Source organism: Limnospira platensis NIES-39, from assembly GCF_026000695.1.
GTDB lineage: Bacteria > Cyanobacteriota > Cyanobacteriia > Cyanobacteriales > Microcoleaceae > Limnospira > Limnospira platensis.
This window is the reverse complement of sequence record NZ_AP026945.1, coordinates 2,972,766-2,987,557: the sequence shown is the minus strand read 5'-3', so window position 1 is coordinate 2,987,557 and position 14,792 is coordinate 2,972,766. Positions and strand designations below refer to the sequence as shown.

Annotated in this window: 18 protein-coding genes and 1 pseudogene; 11 read left to right on the top strand and 8 right to left on the bottom strand. The window is 45.4% G+C overall.

Translation table 11 applies throughout. The annotated features are described in order from the left end of the window. Positions 1–38: 38 nt before the first annotated feature. Complete coding sequence (locus tag N39L_RS14615) at positions 39–212, bottom strand: hypothetical protein (protein ID WP_234933365.1); 174 nt, start codon at positions 210–212, stop codon at positions 39–41. 3 nt (positions 213–215) lie between these two features. Next, positions 216–728: a hypothetical protein gene (locus N39L_RS14610; protein WP_014274402.1), complete on the bottom strand. Its 513-nt coding sequence runs from the start codon at positions 726–728 to the stop codon at positions 216–218. Positions 729–766: 38 nt separating this feature from the next. On the opposite strand from N39L_RS14610, the gene N39L_RS14605 reads away from it, so the two are divergent. Beyond that, positions 767–1,729 carry a hypothetical protein gene (locus N39L_RS14605; RefSeq protein WP_434221544.1) on the top strand — a complete coding sequence of 321 codons (963 nt, stop codon included), beginning with the start codon at positions 767–769 and terminating at the stop codon, positions 1,727–1,729. 205 nt (positions 1,730–1,934) lie between these two features. Beyond that, positions 1,935–2,522 (top strand): tyrosine-type recombinase/integrase, encoded by a 588-nt coding sequence (locus N39L_RS14600; RefSeq protein ID WP_014275455.1) that lies wholly within the window; start codon positions 1,935–1,937, stop codon positions 2,520–2,522. A 276-nt stretch (positions 2,523–2,798) separates the two neighbouring features. Here N39L_RS14600 and N39L_RS14595 read toward each other — a convergent pair whose 3' ends face one another. The 3 genes from N39L_RS14595 to N39L_RS14585 all read right to left on the bottom strand — a co-directional run bounded on the left by N39L_RS14595 (position 2,799) and on the right by N39L_RS14585 (position 4,205). Continuing rightward, positions 2,799–3,290: a winged helix-turn-helix domain-containing protein gene (locus N39L_RS14595; protein ID WP_237766244.1), complete on the bottom strand. Its 492-nt coding sequence runs from the start codon at positions 3,288–3,290 to the stop codon at positions 2,799–2,801. A gap of 53 nt (positions 3,291–3,343) precedes the next feature. Beyond that, positions 3,344–3,772 (bottom strand): hypothetical protein, encoded by a 429-nt coding sequence (locus N39L_RS14590; RefSeq protein ID WP_062945771.1) that lies wholly within the window; start codon positions 3,770–3,772, stop codon positions 3,344–3,346. A gap of 76 nt (positions 3,773–3,848) precedes the next feature. Continuing rightward, positions 3,849–4,205, bottom strand: coding sequence for a hypothetical protein (locus N39L_RS14585; protein ID WP_014275451.1), 357 nt, complete (start codon positions 4,203–4,205; stop codon positions 3,849–3,851). A gap of 250 nt (positions 4,206–4,455) precedes the next feature. Here N39L_RS14585 and N39L_RS14580 point away from each other — a divergent pair, with 250 nt between their 5' ends. The 7 genes from N39L_RS14580 to N39L_RS14550 all read left to right on the top strand — a co-directional run bounded on the left by N39L_RS14580 (position 4,456) and on the right by N39L_RS14550 (position 10,738). Further along, positions 4,456–4,677, top strand: coding sequence for a hypothetical protein (locus tag N39L_RS14580; RefSeq protein ID WP_126277461.1), 222 nt, complete (start codon positions 4,456–4,458; stop codon positions 4,675–4,677). Between the two features lie 274 nt (positions 4,678–4,951). Continuing rightward, complete coding sequence (locus N39L_RS14575; RefSeq protein ID WP_062945770.1) at positions 4,952–6,232, top strand: IS110 family transposase; 1,281 nt, start codon at positions 4,952–4,954, stop codon at positions 6,230–6,232. Between the two features lie 664 nt (positions 6,233–6,896). Further along, positions 6,897–7,604: a Uma2 family endonuclease gene (locus tag N39L_RS14570; protein ID WP_190594084.1), complete on the top strand. Its 708-nt coding sequence runs from the start codon at positions 6,897–6,899 to the stop codon at positions 7,602–7,604. Between the two features lie 78 nt (positions 7,605–7,682). Beyond that, entirely contained in the window at positions 7,683–8,432 is a 750-nt protein-coding gene (locus N39L_RS14565; protein WP_190594086.1) for a Uma2 family endonuclease, read from the top strand. 78 nt (positions 8,433–8,510) lie between these two features. Then, the gene (locus tag N39L_RS14560; RefSeq protein WP_434221545.1) at positions 8,511–9,302 is read left to right on the top strand and encodes a Uma2 family endonuclease; all 792 of its coding nucleotides are present in this window, start codon (positions 8,511–8,513) and stop codon (positions 9,300–9,302) included. A gap of 31 nt (positions 9,303–9,333) precedes the next feature. After that, entirely contained in the window at positions 9,334–10,020 is a 687-nt protein-coding gene (locus N39L_RS14555) for a Uma2 family endonuclease (protein WP_202070377.1), read from the top strand. 31 nt (positions 10,021–10,051) lie between these two features. Then, positions 10,052–10,738: a Uma2 family endonuclease gene (locus N39L_RS14550; RefSeq protein ID WP_202070377.1), complete on the top strand. Its 687-nt coding sequence runs from the start codon at positions 10,052–10,054 to the stop codon at positions 10,736–10,738. 149 nt (positions 10,739–10,887) lie between these two features. Here the strand turns inward: N39L_RS14550 and N39L_RS14545 are convergent, their stop codons facing one another. From N39L_RS14545 to N39L_RS14535, 3 genes are all read right to left on the bottom strand, one after another. Continuing rightward, positions 10,888–11,154, bottom strand: a complete 267-nt coding sequence (locus tag N39L_RS14545; RefSeq protein ID WP_006616263.1) for a gas vesicle protein GvpG — start codon at positions 11,152–11,154, stop codon at positions 10,888–10,890. Between the two features lie 15 nt (positions 11,155–11,169). After that, complete coding sequence (gene gvpF / locus N39L_RS14540) at positions 11,170–11,904, bottom strand: gas vesicle protein GvpF (RefSeq protein WP_006616264.1); 735 nt, start codon at positions 11,902–11,904, stop codon at positions 11,170–11,172. A 102-nt stretch (positions 11,905–12,006) separates the two neighbouring features. Further along, positions 12,007–12,462 carry a gas vesicle protein K gene (locus tag N39L_RS14535; protein ID WP_006616265.1) on the bottom strand — a complete coding sequence of 152 codons (456 nt, stop codon included), beginning with the start codon at positions 12,460–12,462 and terminating at the stop codon, positions 12,007–12,009. A gap of 265 nt (positions 12,463–12,727) precedes the next feature. Here N39L_RS14535 and N39L_RS14530 point away from each other — a divergent pair. Next, positions 12,728–13,219 (top strand): annotated as a pseudogene (locus N39L_RS14530) (alpha-amylase family glycosyl hydrolase); the annotation flags it as partial. An 85-nt stretch (positions 13,220–13,304) separates the two neighbouring features. Continuing rightward, positions 13,305–14,762 (top strand): hypothetical protein, encoded by a 1,458-nt coding sequence (locus N39L_RS14525; protein WP_014275584.1) that lies wholly within the window; start codon positions 13,305–13,307, stop codon positions 14,760–14,762. The last annotated feature ends 30 nt before the right edge of the window (positions 14,763–14,792 follow it).

Genomic DNA, 14,792 nt, shown 5'->3' with positions numbered 1-14,792 from the left:
CGGGGAAAACTTGGACACCAAACTGAGGCGGTGAGACTTTATAGGAAGGCATTAGCCCGCCATAGCCATCTAGGGTCAATATTGGCAGATATTGAATTAACGGCACTAGAAACAGCCCCAAGTGTTAATGGGTCATTAACATAATTACTGGCATTACTTTGATTAATTTCAAATGAAAATGTGTCGGTTTCTGAACAGCGATTTTCTGCCATAGTTTAAGGTGTCAATAAGTATGGTTGTGCGGTTGAAGTCATACCATTAGTGTAGTCAATGATTACGGGATAGTCTGTTAAAGTGATGGTGCATATTAATGGATAAGTTCCATTTCCCCTAACGTTAGGTCGGATAGAAAAATCACAATGTTGTTTGGCGGGTTCGGGGTTTAGCTCGAAACTAAATTCTGCTATGTGTTGATGTACAACTAAATGCAGTAAAGCACTAGCTAAATTGGTTTGGTTAAAGGGGTAACTGCCTATACCGGGTTCAAAGGCATCAACAAACGGCTCTTGGACTTTAATCGCGCCACCTTCTATATAAGTTTCTAGCTCGTCAATATCCAGGTTGACAACAGAATCCTCTTCATTGAGAGTTAAATCCATAACGTCTTTTCCTGTGAAGTTAATCGTCAGGTTTTTTTGCCTTTGTAGCAATCGCCGCCCCATAGCTAAGGTTAAGGCTTCTAATGTGGTTTCGGAAAAATCAGGATAGACTCCCGGAGTGATGTTCATGTGAGACAATAGAAGTGGTTATTTTTATTCTACTATAAATGCCGATTCGATTGGCAATGCGTCCTACCGGTGGCGGGGGCGGCGGCGCTTATTATCGCCATATTAAGTCAGGTTATTTTCAACTCACCGCAGGGGAAGAGATTGAAATAGTCCCCGCCACGCCATTATTAGTCCGTCGGGAAATCACCATCCAAGCCGACAATCCTTTTTCTATTCGGTGGGTAGGGTCTGATTTATCCTTACCTGTTTTTGAAAATGGCTTCTACTCCGATGGGAGTGATGGAGGGATTGGTGTTTTAGCAAGCAGCCCCACAACTCAGATTCTCTCTATCTGGGTGCGCCAAGATACGGAAATTGACTACAACATAGGAAGCGAAATAGAGGACGATATGCCTATCCCAGATTTATCAATTAGACCGTTTATTTCCTTAGATTCCAATATAAACAAACTTCCATCGTTTATAAGTTCTGATTCTCAAGTTAATTATGATGACGTAGATACTTATAATAGGTTCTGGGGAACGTGGACTACAACAGAGGGAGCAGTTAGAGCCTGGCAATTTGATGTTTTTTTGCCCGGTAAACAATATGTTTTTAATATTACCAATAATCTTTATGCATACATTGGGAATGACGGAATTTCTACGTCTGTTATCAAGGAAGGAACTAATATCGAGATTTTACTATTTCCTCGTGAAACCATGTGGATGGCAATATCTCAAGTTGCATTGTTTTCTAATGTTTTCAGTTCATATATTGACATAGATAATCTTGAAAAATGGATAACAGACCGGTGTTCTATTGTTACAGTTCCTCACACGGGAGGAGCCTTCAACTTGACTCCTACTCTGTCACGCTATATTTTGCTGTTTAAAGCTGAAGGTTCTTTTTTAGCTCCCGGATTAGGACTTTGCCGTTGCATTTACACGCCCAACAGCACAGACCCAAAACAAGGGGGAGAATTTGAGATAACGCAGTTTTTACCATGGGAGGATTGGTAAATTCACAAAAATAGGGGAGAGTATTACCGGTTAGTAAACAAATATAGAGAAGGCTGATCCGATCGCTCGCCGCCAAACTTTCCCCCAAGTCGGCGCGAAAACTAATATTCTCCCCGCCCGAACCCTACAATAGTCATATAGGTAAGCCGATCGCTTTACCTCGTCGGCTAGGCAACTGGGGGAAATTCCCTACAGACACGAATTCATGAAAAAAAACCGCATTGGTAAAGCATCAATCATTCCTGATGCGATCGCCGACAAGATAATCAAACGCTGCAAATATCCCTGGCAACAAACTCTACTTTCCATAATGAGATACACCGGGGAACGGGTGGGAGCCGTTAGGTTGTTGCAAGTTTCTGATGTCTACGCCGATGGCAGTTCTCAGATTGCCTTGCCGGAGATTACTTTTAGGTCAGAAACTAGGAAGCGATCGGCTGGGAAAGATGCTGGGGTGAGACAGGTTCCCGTCTCCCAAAAATTGAGAGAAGTTCTGAGAACCTACCGACCTGGTGGTAGTGTCTGGCTTTTTCCTAGCCCATCCGACCACAGTTCACCGGTGACAGTTCAAGCGATCGACTCTTTCCACAGAAAAGCGATCGCTCAACTGGGATTACAGAATGAAGGCTATTCGCTTCACAGTTACCGCCGCACTTTCATTACCAAACTCTACGACAAGGGAATTAGTACCCGGACGATAATGGAGATTACCGGTCATAAATCAATGTCGTCATTGCAGCGTTACATTGATGCTGACCCTAGCAAAGTAAGAAAGGCAATTGATGAAATCTAGGGCAGTCGATAACTTGAGGTTGCCAGACATCAGAGGAAAGTGGGTGCTACTAGCCAAACACAGATCGAGAAGTAACTGCCCTAGATTCCGCCAATTTTAGCACTAAACGGGGCTGCTTGGTATTTTGTCTAAAACATCAAACATTCTCACACACGGCTAACGGCGCTAACCACTGTACAGTAGCAGATAGCGCCGTTTGGGGTTGGGAAATGCTCCTTGATTTTTTTGCTAAATCATAAAGTTTTTGGGGGGTTCAAATCTCCTCCGGTGGAAAATTCAGGAGTTGCTATCCGGGGATTTCCAACCACCCGATTTAAGTGCGGGAAGTTTTTCTAGGATAGCTTCAAGAGACAAGCCGGACTCGATCCACTGTTCTACTTGGTCGGCGATCGCTTTAGCTTTTTCCGATAGATGGGGGCCGGCAAGGTAACAAACCTGCTTTTGTCCCCTATATAGGTAAGCATATCTATTCCCGTTGGTGTCCTGGGCGGCTGACTTAGTTTTCCAGCGAACAGTTAGGCGATCGCTCTGGGAAGTGTTCACCGGTGATGAATTTTCGTCACCCTGGGTGACGGCTACCCATCCCAAATACTTAACCTTACCTTTCTCGCGTAACCTTTCCAGAGACTTGACTACACGAGATATCGGGATATCAATGGATTGGGCGAGTTGTTTGTGGTCTTGATTCGGACAGTCCCTAAGATGTTTCAAGACATCCATATCATCCCAAGCCGGATCGAATGGTTCTACACTTTCAGAATCCGTCACCCTGGGTGACGATATTATGACGGAAAGCTGCCTTGGTGAGTTAGATTTTTTCCTCATCGGCCAGAGCCCCTGTCATCATCTTCTCCAGATATCGCTCGACTATTTATAGCCAAAAGTGCCGATCGTGAGTTTTTGGCTATGTTGCGAACCAAGAAAAGCCGCGCTAGAAAAGGACGGTTTTCATGAATTAGGGCGCTCACCATATCAATGTCGCCAGCGATTCGGGAAAAGGCGGCGTAATCTTTTTTAACCAGGTCTCGTAGTTCCAGCACTTCGGACTGAAGTTCCAGCACTTTGGACTCAAGTTCCAGCACTTCTGGAGGAACGCTTGGGGTTGTGTCGGTCGGGTTATGAGCGATCGCGCGTAACGGCGCGTTTAAATTTTTAACTTTTGCGTCACCCAGGGTGACGGAATCGGTGACTTTATTAGCGATCGCCTTTTCACCGGTGACAGTTTGAAGGTTAGAAAAGTGTTGTGCCATAGTCCATTTGTTTCTTGAGGGTTTAGCAGCGTGCCAAAATAGAAAGCACCCCCCGTGGGCACGAGGGGCGCTCAATTTATTTAGAGACCTGTTGGAGAATCTCCTGTCGGATGTTCTCCATTTGTTTTTTCATTTGAGATTGATAGTCTCGGTTTGCTTGCAGTCTTTCCTCCAATCGAGTTTCATGGCTTTTGACATACTCATGAAAACCAGCAAACAACTCCTCCAACAGCTCTAAAATTTTCCCGCCTGTTCCGGGGACACTTTCCCCGCTTGGCTGGAAATTATCCCCCTGGCAATCTGTTCCACCAATTCGGACCGATTCAGATTTAGCTCCATAGCCATCTGATCCAGTAGCCCGACGGCTGTTTCCGTTAACGTCATCGAGACTGACTTCTTGTTTTCCCCGTACAGCGTGCTGCGGGTCTTCCATTATTCGAGCGCGATAGGTAAAAAGCCGGATGTTGAGAGCGGGGAAGCTGGTAGATTGATGCGATCGCCTTGGGGTTGGTCAGGCGATCGCAAAAGCACACCCTATATATAGGTAAAAAGCCTATGGTCAAACCAAAAGCCGAGGCCGCCAATTCGCCTAGCGGGTTTCACCGCTTGGACAAAAAACATCAGCGGATTTTCCTGGTCACTTGTTTGGCGAGGATGAAAATTCTCTTTGCGCGTGGGTCGATTTGACACGAGAGGCAGTCTCTTTCTCGAACTGTTTAATTAAAGCCAAAATGGAAATTGATAACACCATTACTCACCTAAGAGTTATCGATTTTATCTCTAATGATGAACGATTCCAAGATGTGCATAATTATGCAATGCAGCTTGAAATGTATCACAATCAAATTTATGCAGACTTGGAATATACACTATCAGCTTTAGAAAATCTAGATTTCACCGCCTGATGAGTCCTAGCCGGTAAAGGACGAAACTTTCCCCTCACACCTGGGGGGAAGTCGCGGATAACCGGGTGATTCCCACCGCATTGATAACTAGCCCCCCCGAATTGAAATGGGAGGTTTCCCTCCCCAACCTGTTACTGGGGGCAGAAGTCAATAATTGCTTCTAGCCGGGTTCCAACCCCGGCTAGATTCTAGGGAGATTTGTTCCCCCAGATAGAATGGGCGAGAGCCGTAACAGCTTCGTGGGAACGATTAACCACAACACTAGAGGTTAAAAATGAATAGTTTAATTGTAGGCCTTGATGTTAGCTCATCGTGGTGCGATGCCGTGTGGCTAGAATTTATGCCAGCGGGTGCGTTGCGGGATTTTTACGAGTCTCCCGCATTTGCTGAGTGCCACCGAAAGCTAGAAGCAAATGCAAAGTCTATCCAGTTTCTTGTGTCTTTGGAGCCGTCTGTGGTGATATTAGAGCCGACCCGAACTTATAGCAGATTCTGGATTGACTGCTTACATCGGGAGGGAATCCCTGTGCTGAAAGTAGATCAGACGATGATTAAGGACACTCGGAAAAGCTATGGGGGAACGTCTAACAAGTCTGACCCCTACGATGCTTTGCTCATGGTTGCCACATACTTCCAGCATTACCAAATTGCCTACGATCGCAGGTATTGGGTGAGGGAGCGGCCGCCAGAAGTAGCGAAAATTGAACAATGCCTAAGAGATATTGGGTCATTCAACAAGCGCCGCACCCAAACGATAAACCAAGCCAAGTCTAGGCTAGTCTATGAATTTCCAGCGAAAGCGAAAGTTAAGGTTCTAAAAGAGTCTGGGAAATTAGACCCGGACAAACTGCCAGCGTGGTGGGCTTGGGCTTGTGGTTGGACTGAACAAGGCACTTGGAGAATCCCCAAAGCGACCAAGACTAAGTTTGACAATGAATATACGAAGGCGATCGCGGCGGGGGAAGGCACGGGGATTAGTGAAGTAACAGCGCGACTAGCCCAACAGATTTGTATGTGGCATCAGTCAGAGGCAATGGTAGAGCAAGAGCTACTAAGCTATCTGAACCTACCAGAGTTTGATTGCTACCATCGGGTGTTTGACAAGTTTGGTTTTGGCTGCCGGGAACGAGGCTGGCTACTTACTCGGTGCGTTCCGTTTGATGAGATGTTTAAATGCCTTCCCAAGTCTAAGGCTATGAGACGATTTCGACAGCTTTGTGGTTTGGGGGCTACTCAAGTGCAATCTGGAAAGGCTGACACTCGGAGTAGTTTCACAGGAAGCAAAGAGGCGCGATCGGTGTTGCATCAGTTTGTTGTTCGGGCAGTCGAGAGGGGGACTCATCGTGAACAGAAACCGGGCGAAGGTGCGATCGCGACAACCCCCTACGATTGCCTACCAAAATCTCCAGAGGCTCATTCGCTTAGAGTTTATTGGGTAACTAGAGCATACCACAAAGGGAACAAAGTTTCTGGGGCGGCGCTCAAGGCTGCCAGGAATGCCACATCCAGAAAGCTGGCTGAGACTTTGTTTAAGGCTCTGTGGGATATGCGGTAATAATCCCCATATAATGCTCATATCAAACTTGTACCCCGATCCAATTCCCTAGGTCGGGGTTTTTATTGGTGAAAGTTTGGGAATAAGATAGAAAATAATTATCCACGCTAGGGTTTCATTAAGTCATGAGACTATTATAACTCGGTAATTTCACAGTTGAAGCCAAATTTATATAAAAAGTGTACTATGCACCTCAGCCCTAGACTTGGGGGATGAAAGCATGAATAATAGTCGATAATAATCTTGATCCTCTCCCATTGATGTTTGAAAATACTGCGATCGCCAAGCGATTGACCATCTAATCTGGCGCGATCGACCCATTCAAACCCTGTCTTTATCTTGGTTTCCTGGAATGCTTTATTTTCTATTTGTGCATCTGCGCCGCTAGTCTCAAACTTTGACAATTATGCCCGGAATTATGATAATAGTATATCTAACAATGGTATGGCTAGGAAAGCGTTGTCAAAATATCCGCCACTATACCTAAGCCTTATAGCTGTAGGTTGGGTGCAGCCCTGGGCGAAACCCAACCAAATTAGGTTGATAAATATTCCAGCCAACCCCTATCTTAGCCAAGTAACATGAGACCGCCTCAATCGAAAACTGCTATACTACAAAATAGCTTCAGAGATTAGCCCGACTCATCCAAGATGAGAAAATTACTATGGTTCAGCAAGTTTCCCAAACCGTAATTTATCCCGATAGTGACGGACAACCGATGGCAGAAAATACCCAGCAATTCCAGTGGATTGTGGTAATTAAAGAGAACTTAGAAATTTTGTTCGCCAATCGTCCCGATGTGTTTGTGGCTGGGGATTTACTCTGGTATCCCGTGGAAGGGGACAATAAAACCCGCCAAGCCCCCGATGCCATGGTAGCCATAGGCAGGCCGAAAGGTCATCGAGGTTCCTATCGACAATGGGAGGAGGATAATATAGCGCCCCAAGTGGTGTTTGAAATTCTCTCACCAGGGAATCGTTTGGCGGAGATGAACCGGAAATTCAAGTTTTATGAGCGTTACGGGGTGGAAGAATATTATATATATGACCCGGAACGTTTGGATTTGGCGGGATGGTTGCATAGGGACGGGGAGTTAACCATGATTGAGGAAATGTCTGGTTGGGTGAGTCCTCGTCTCCAGATTCGCTTTGAATTTCCGCCAACGGGTTTAGAGTTGTACTATCCCGATGGTCGTCGTTTTTTGACCTCTGTAGAGTTACACCAACAAGCCCAAGCAGCACAGCAGCAAGCCGAAGAGTCCGAACAAAGGGCGCGGCGGGCGGAAGAAGAATTGGCGGCGGAAAAAGTGCGATCGCAACGTCTCGCCGAACAGTTAAAACGCTTAGGTATTGACCCCGATTCACAGGTATAAACCACCCCCCCATCAAACTGCTATACTACAAAATAGCTTCAGAGATTAGCCCGACTCATCGAACATGAGAAAATTACTATGGTTCAGCAAGTTTCCCAAACCGTAATTTATCCCGATAGTGACGGACAACCGATGGCAGAAAATACCCAGCAATTCCAGTGGATTGTGGTAATTAAAGAGAACTTAGAAATTTTGTTCGCCAATCGTCCCGATGTGTTTGTGGCTGGGGATTTACTCTGGTATCCCGTGGAAGGGGACAATAAAACCCGCCAAGCCCCCGATGCCATGGTAGCCATAGGCAGGCCGAAAGGTCATCGAGGTTCCTATCGACAATGGGAGGAGGATAATATAGCGCCCCAAGTAGTGTTTGAAATTCTCTCACCAGGGAATCGTTTAGCGGAGATGAACCGGAAATTCAAGTTTTATGAGCGTTACGGGGTGGAAGAATATTATATATATGACCCGGAACGTTTGGATTTGGCGGGATGGTTGCATAGGGACGGGGAGTTAGCCATGATTGAGGAAATGTCTGGTTGGGTGAGTCCTCGCCTCCAGATTAGCTTTGAATTTCCGTCAACGGGTTTAGAGTTGTACTATCCCGATGGTCGTCGTTTTTTGACCTCTGTAGAGTTACACCAACAAGCCGAAGCAGCACAGCGACAAGCCGAAGCAGCACAGCGACAAGCCGAAGCAGCACAGCGACAAGCCCAAGAGTCCGAACAACTGGCGCGGCGGGCGGAAGAAGAATTGGCGGCGGAAAAAGTGCGATCGCAACGTCTCGCCGAACAGTTAAAACGCTTAGGTATTGACCCCGATTCACAGGTATAAACCACCCCCCCATCAAACTGCTATACTACAAAATAGCTTCAGAGATTAGCCCGACTCATCGAACATGAGAAAATTACTATGGTTCAGCAAGTTTCCCAAACCGTAATTTATCCCGATAGTGACGGACAACCGATGGCAGAAAATACCCAGCAATTCCAGTGGATTGTGGTAATTAAAGAGAACTTAGAAATTTTGTTCGCCAATCGTCCCGATGTGTTTGTGGCTGGGGATTTACTCTGGTATCCCGTGGAAGGGGACAATAAAACCCGTCAAGCCCCCGATGCCATGGTAGCCATAGGCAGGCCGAAAGGTCATCGAGGTTCCTATCGACAATGGGAGGAGGATAATATAGCGCCCCAAGTAGTGTTTGAAATTCTCTCACCAGGGAATCGTTTAGCGGAGATGAACCGGAAATTCAAGTTTTATGAGCGTTACGGGGTGGAAGAATATTATATATATGACCCGGAACGTTTGGATTTGGCGGGATGGTTGCATAGGGACGGGGAGTTAGCCATGATTGAGGAAATGTCTGGTTGGGTGAGTCCTCGCCTCCAGATTAGCTTTGAATTTCCGTCAACGGGTTTAGAGTTGTACTATCCCGATGGTCGTCGTTTTTTGACCTCTGTAGAGTTACACCAACAAGCCGAAGCAGCACAGCAACAAGCCGAAGCAGCACAGCAGCAAGCCCAAGCAGCACAGCGACAAGCCGAAGCAGCACAGCGACAAGCCGAAGCAGCACAGCGACAAGCCCAAGAGTCCGAACAACTGGCGCGGCGGGCGGAAGAAGAATTGGCGGCGGAAAAAGTGCGATCGCAACGTCTCGCCGAACAGTTAAAACGCTTAGGTATTGACCCCGATTCACAGGTATAAACCACCCCCCCATTAAGATGAGAAAATTACTATGGTTCAGCAAGTTTCCCAAACCGTAATTTATCCCGATAGTGACGGACAACCGATGGCAGAAAATACCCAGCAATTCCAGTGGATTGTGGTAATTAAAGAGAACTTAGAAATTTTGTTCGCCAATCGTCCCGATGTGTTTGTGGCTGGGGATTTACTCTGGTATCCCGTGGAAGGGGACAATAAAACCCGTCAAGCCCCCGATGCCATGGTAGCCATAGGCAGGCCGAAAGGTCATCGAGGTTCCTATCGACAATGGGAGGAGGATAATATAGCGCCCCAAGTAGTGTTTGAAATTCTCTCACCAGGGAATCGTTTAGCGGAGATGAACCGGAAATTCAAGTTTTATGAGCGTTACGGGGTGGAAGAATATTATATATATGACCCGGAACGTTTGGATTTGGCGGGATGGTTGCATAGGGACGGGGAGTTAGCCATGATTGAGGAAATGTCTGGTTGGGTGAGTCCTCGCCTCCAGATTAGCTTTGAATTTCCGTCAACGGGTTTAGAGTTGTACTATCCCGATGGTCGTCGTTTTTTGACCTCTGTAGAGTTACACCAACAAGCCCAAGAGTCCGAACAACGGGCGCGGCAGTTGGAAGAAGAATTGGCGGCGGAAAAAGTGCGATCGCAACGTCTCGCCGAACAGTTAAAACGCTTAGGTATTGACCCCGATTCACAGGTATAAACCACCCCCCCATTAAGATGAGAAAATTACTATGGTTCAGCAAGTTTCCCAAACCGTAATTTATCCCGATAGTGACGGACAACCGATGGCAGAAAATACCCAGCAATTCCAGTGGATTGTGGTAATTAAAGAGAACTTAGAAATTTTGTTCGCCAATCGTCCCGATGTGTTTGTGGCTGGGGATTTACTCTGGTATCCCGTGGAAGGGGACAATAAAACCCGTCAAGCCCCCGATGCCATGGTAGCCATAGGCAGGCCGAAAGGTCATCGAGGTTCCTATCGACAATGGGAGGAGGATAATATAGCGCCCCAAGTAGTGTTTGAAATTCTCTCACCAGGGAATCGTTTAGCGGAGATGAACCGGAAATTCAAGTTTTATGAGCGTTACGGGGTGGAAGAATATTATATATATGACCCGGAACGTTTGGATTTGGCGGGATGGTTGCATAGGGACGGGGAGTTAGCCATGATTGAGGAAATGTCTGGTTGGGTGAGTCCTCGCCTCCAGATTAGCTTTGAATTTCCGTCAACGGGTTTAGAGTTGTACTATCCCGATGGTCGTCGTTTTTTGACCTCTGTAGAGTTACACCAACAAGCCCAAGAGTCCGAACAACGGGCGCGGCAGTTGGAAGAAGAATTGGCGGCGGAAAAAGTGCGATCGCAACGTCTCGCCGAACAGCTAAAACGCTTAGGCATTGACCCTGATTCACAGGTATAAACTATAAGCCTGGTAGGGTGCGTCAGAGCGAATACATCAGGTCAATAATCATCTTCTCGACTGACGCACCATCACTGACGCACTGCACATTTCTAATCTAAAGAAAAGCCGATAGATGGGCGCGGGTACGTTGTCCCCAAAACCGATAATTATTCATCATCATCTGATGCCAACTCCGACTGTTGCTGAGACTCTTCTAGGGCGATAATTTCTCGTAATAACTGTTCCTCTTCTTCCTCGAAATCTTCCTCTGAAATATCGCCCATATCATAGGCTAATTGAAGAGCCAAAAGACGCTTATTTAAATTTTCTTTATCGTCTAGTTCAGCATCAGCGCGTTCTAAGATTTGTTCACCTATCCATACAATACCATCCAGGGGAGCGGTCAGAGGGGCGAGTAATAATCGTAAAACCATAGATTTATCCTCTCATTAATCAAGTTGTGTGAAATTATAGGGGGCTGTAAAATTATTATAGCGAATCCTCAGCCGTTTGGGAAAGTAATTGTCGATTTCCTCCACCTTCTGACTAAACTTTTCTTCACTATTCCAAGGAATTAAATAGGCGGCGTTATAAATCATTAAATCCGTCATCGATTCATTTTCTACATAATCTAAAGCTAGGGGAATTAAGCAATCTTGAAAAGCGGTGATAATCTCATTTTCGCGGTCTAAAATGTTTGACTCTATCTCCCGACCAATAGCAATCACTTCATCCATACTGAGGGGTTGACCTTCCAGGCGATCGCGTCTTTCTCTCAGGTCTTGATTTTCCTCCATTAAAGCATTAAGTTCAGCGGTTTGATTCCAAAAAACCTTCACCCCCACCTCGCGATTACCCTCCAACTTAACGAACAGTTCTTTCAGTCTTTCATGATAAGGATTAACTAACTGTTTAGCTACCGCATCCCAATCAGAAACAATCAAGCCAAATTGCAAAGGTAGTATCGTCCTATATCCCTCCTGCATCATGGCTTCTAACACCTTTTCATGACCTAGCAAATTCCTACGGCTGGCTAAATACCGTTCCTGTTGCGCCTCGGAATACAGAAAAATAAACCCATCAATTTCATGAGTATAAACTGGCTGATTATCTAAGCCTTGCAAATGCCAAGACTTCAGCTTAGTTTTAGGTAAAATTCCGTATAAATACAGACTGTAACTCATATTAGTCACTCATCAAAAAGTAATTATCAGCAGTCTAGCACCTATCACTAGCCCCCCACAACCCAAAACTTGCCCATGGGATAAATTTGGGTAATCCCTAGGCTATAATAGAGGCTTTGATGTTAGCACCAATCTCAGCTTGGCATGAATCAGGTTAATTTGGGCTAAACCCAGATCAACACTTCCCTCTACTACTATACCCGTATTCAGAAGGCGATCGAGAAGTTCCAAGATCGAGGGATTTCCCAAGGACACCCCTGGGTAATAGCCACCGGACTTAGGGAGAAGGGAACCCAACTCCGACAGTTCGATATTCAAGTCTGCTGGGTCGATATCAAAAATTTCGCAGAGGTCCAACACCTGCGCCTCCAATTTACGCAGACTTTCGGCCGCGCGGTCAAGTTCTTCATCTGTTAGGGTATCAGCTTCCATGCGCCGGATAACTTGCGCTTCCATCAGCTGGCGGATTAATTCAACCACGGTAAGGAGTAGGGGGGCTAAACCTGCATCCTTACCAGATGATTTGGGAACCAAGGCTGTTTCTTCTGGACTTGACACTTGTGATTCTCATTAAGGTTCGGCTTGCTGTCAATCCTAGCAGATAGGAGATACTATCCGCAATACATAGCTAGGCCAATTATGCCCAAATTTATCTGATGTTCACAGTCTCAGTGCCACCAGATCATAATTTGACCACTAACTACTATGGTATTATGGTGATCGTGCGTCATATTTAGGTTGAAATATTTTCATAAGTGGCTGTATAAGTTACTTAGCAATTTATACGCCCTAAATATATATTGGTGTTTTCCAAATCGTAACCATGACAATTTACACTCCAGACTGGGTAAAACATTCGGTATTTTATCAAATTTTTCCTGACCGTTTTGCCAAAAACCAATTACCTCGACCCTCAGTTATTAGTCATCCTAAGTGGGAAGATTGGCAAAAACCACCCACTTTACAGGGATATAAAGGCGGTAACTTGTGGGGAGTCATTGAAAAACTAGACTATCTACAAGACTTGGGGATTAATGCTATTTATTTTACTCCCGTATTTCAATCAGCCAGTAACCATCGCTACCATACCCATGACTATTATCAAGTTGACCCGATTTTAGGCGGTAATCAAGCCCTACGAGAATTGATAGATGCTGCCCATAGTCGCCATCTTAAAATCGTCCTAGATGGGGTTTTTAACCATGCTAGTCGAGGCTTTTTCTTCTTTAATGATATCCTGGAAAACGGCCCTAATTCTCCCTGGTTGGACTGGTTTACTGTCGAAAACTGGCCTGTGTCCGCCTATGATGGTAGTCAAGCGTCTACATAGCCTACAACCCCTATTCTACCGTTACTTAGGTGTTACTCAAAACCATAGCAGAGTAACAAGTGAGTAAAAAATGAGTAACGCTACTGATACCCCTACTGTAGGGGGAAAGGGCAATTATGACGACAATTATACTAGGTTCCTCAAAGCCTATCAAGACTTTAAAGGGGGATGTCCCAAAGGGGTAACTCTCAAACTTCAAAAGACCGGGGTTAGATACAATCTCTTATTGCAGTTTAAGCAGCCACCTACCGGAAAACGGCTACCCAAAACGGCTAACCTTGAATGTACACCTCAAGGGGTGATAGACGGCGTTAAGAAAGCTAAGTTGGTATCTGAAGCCCTGGGAACTATCACTAGCGCTAGTGAATTTTGGGATTGGTACGATAAAACCATCCTAGGGAAAAATCAGATTGAGAATAATCTGATAACCTACCGGGACATCTTTAAACAAATTGAGAATGAGTATTTTGCGGGGTACAACCGCAACACAGGAAGGAAACGTTCCCGCGATATCGCTAGCGACTTAGCGTCTTACGAGTCTACTAAAGAAGCATACTTCAGGCTGTTCCCTGACTGGGATGAATACCCTAGCTGGGAGAGTTTTAACACTATGCTATACACTCCCTTGCAGAATGGAGAGAAATTAGTGGGCTCCAAAACCTTTAAAGAACGTTACTACATCTTACAAGCCATAGCTGAAAAATCACCTAACAAAGAACACTTGCTTAAACAGCTTGAGCCTATTAACGCCAAACAAACGCAATTCAAAAAGAAACAGCGTATAAGCATTGATGCCTTTAAGGATTGGTGGTATAGCGCCAAACAAGAAGCCTATACTGTTAAAAGCCCTCAACATCAATCATCTCGACATAACTGGTTATGGGTGACTGGTATGGCAGTAATGTACGGGTTAAGACCTACCGAGATAGCCGCCGCAGTTAATCTAACTAAGCCATTTGTAACGGATGATGGTATCACTATCAAAGCACTGTCAGACCCCGATAATCAAGACAATTACTTGGTGCTAGGTGACTATGTTTACTTTACTGACGCAGAAGGTCGGAAAGTGAGTATCAAAACAGGGGGAAGGATTGTTGCACCAATACCTAGCCCTGAAATGTTTGATTTCCTGGAATTGAAACAGCCGTTGTTACCAGAATATAGTCCCAGAAAAGGCAGTAAACCCAAAAGCATAATCGGAGGGTTTGACGCAACGTTTAGTCAACGACTTCAATTCATGAAATGCCCGGTAACCCAAAAATATGCTTTTCGTAGGCTGTACAACCTGTTAGGTGAAAAGTATGGACTACCTATTGAGTTGAGAGCGAGACTTATGGGTCATAGCGCAATCATTAATCAAGGTAAATACAAGACAGAAGGCATTGATGCAACCCTAGAAGTTCTCAAAGGAGGTTCTAAGTTGCCTATACCGTTAGATGTAGCCATAGAACGGTTAACAGCCTTAGGATTTGATGTTGACACTCCAGAAGCTAAGGCATTTCTCGGAGTTATCTATCAGATAGATTAATCTAATCGTCAACCTTTCATAAATTAACAC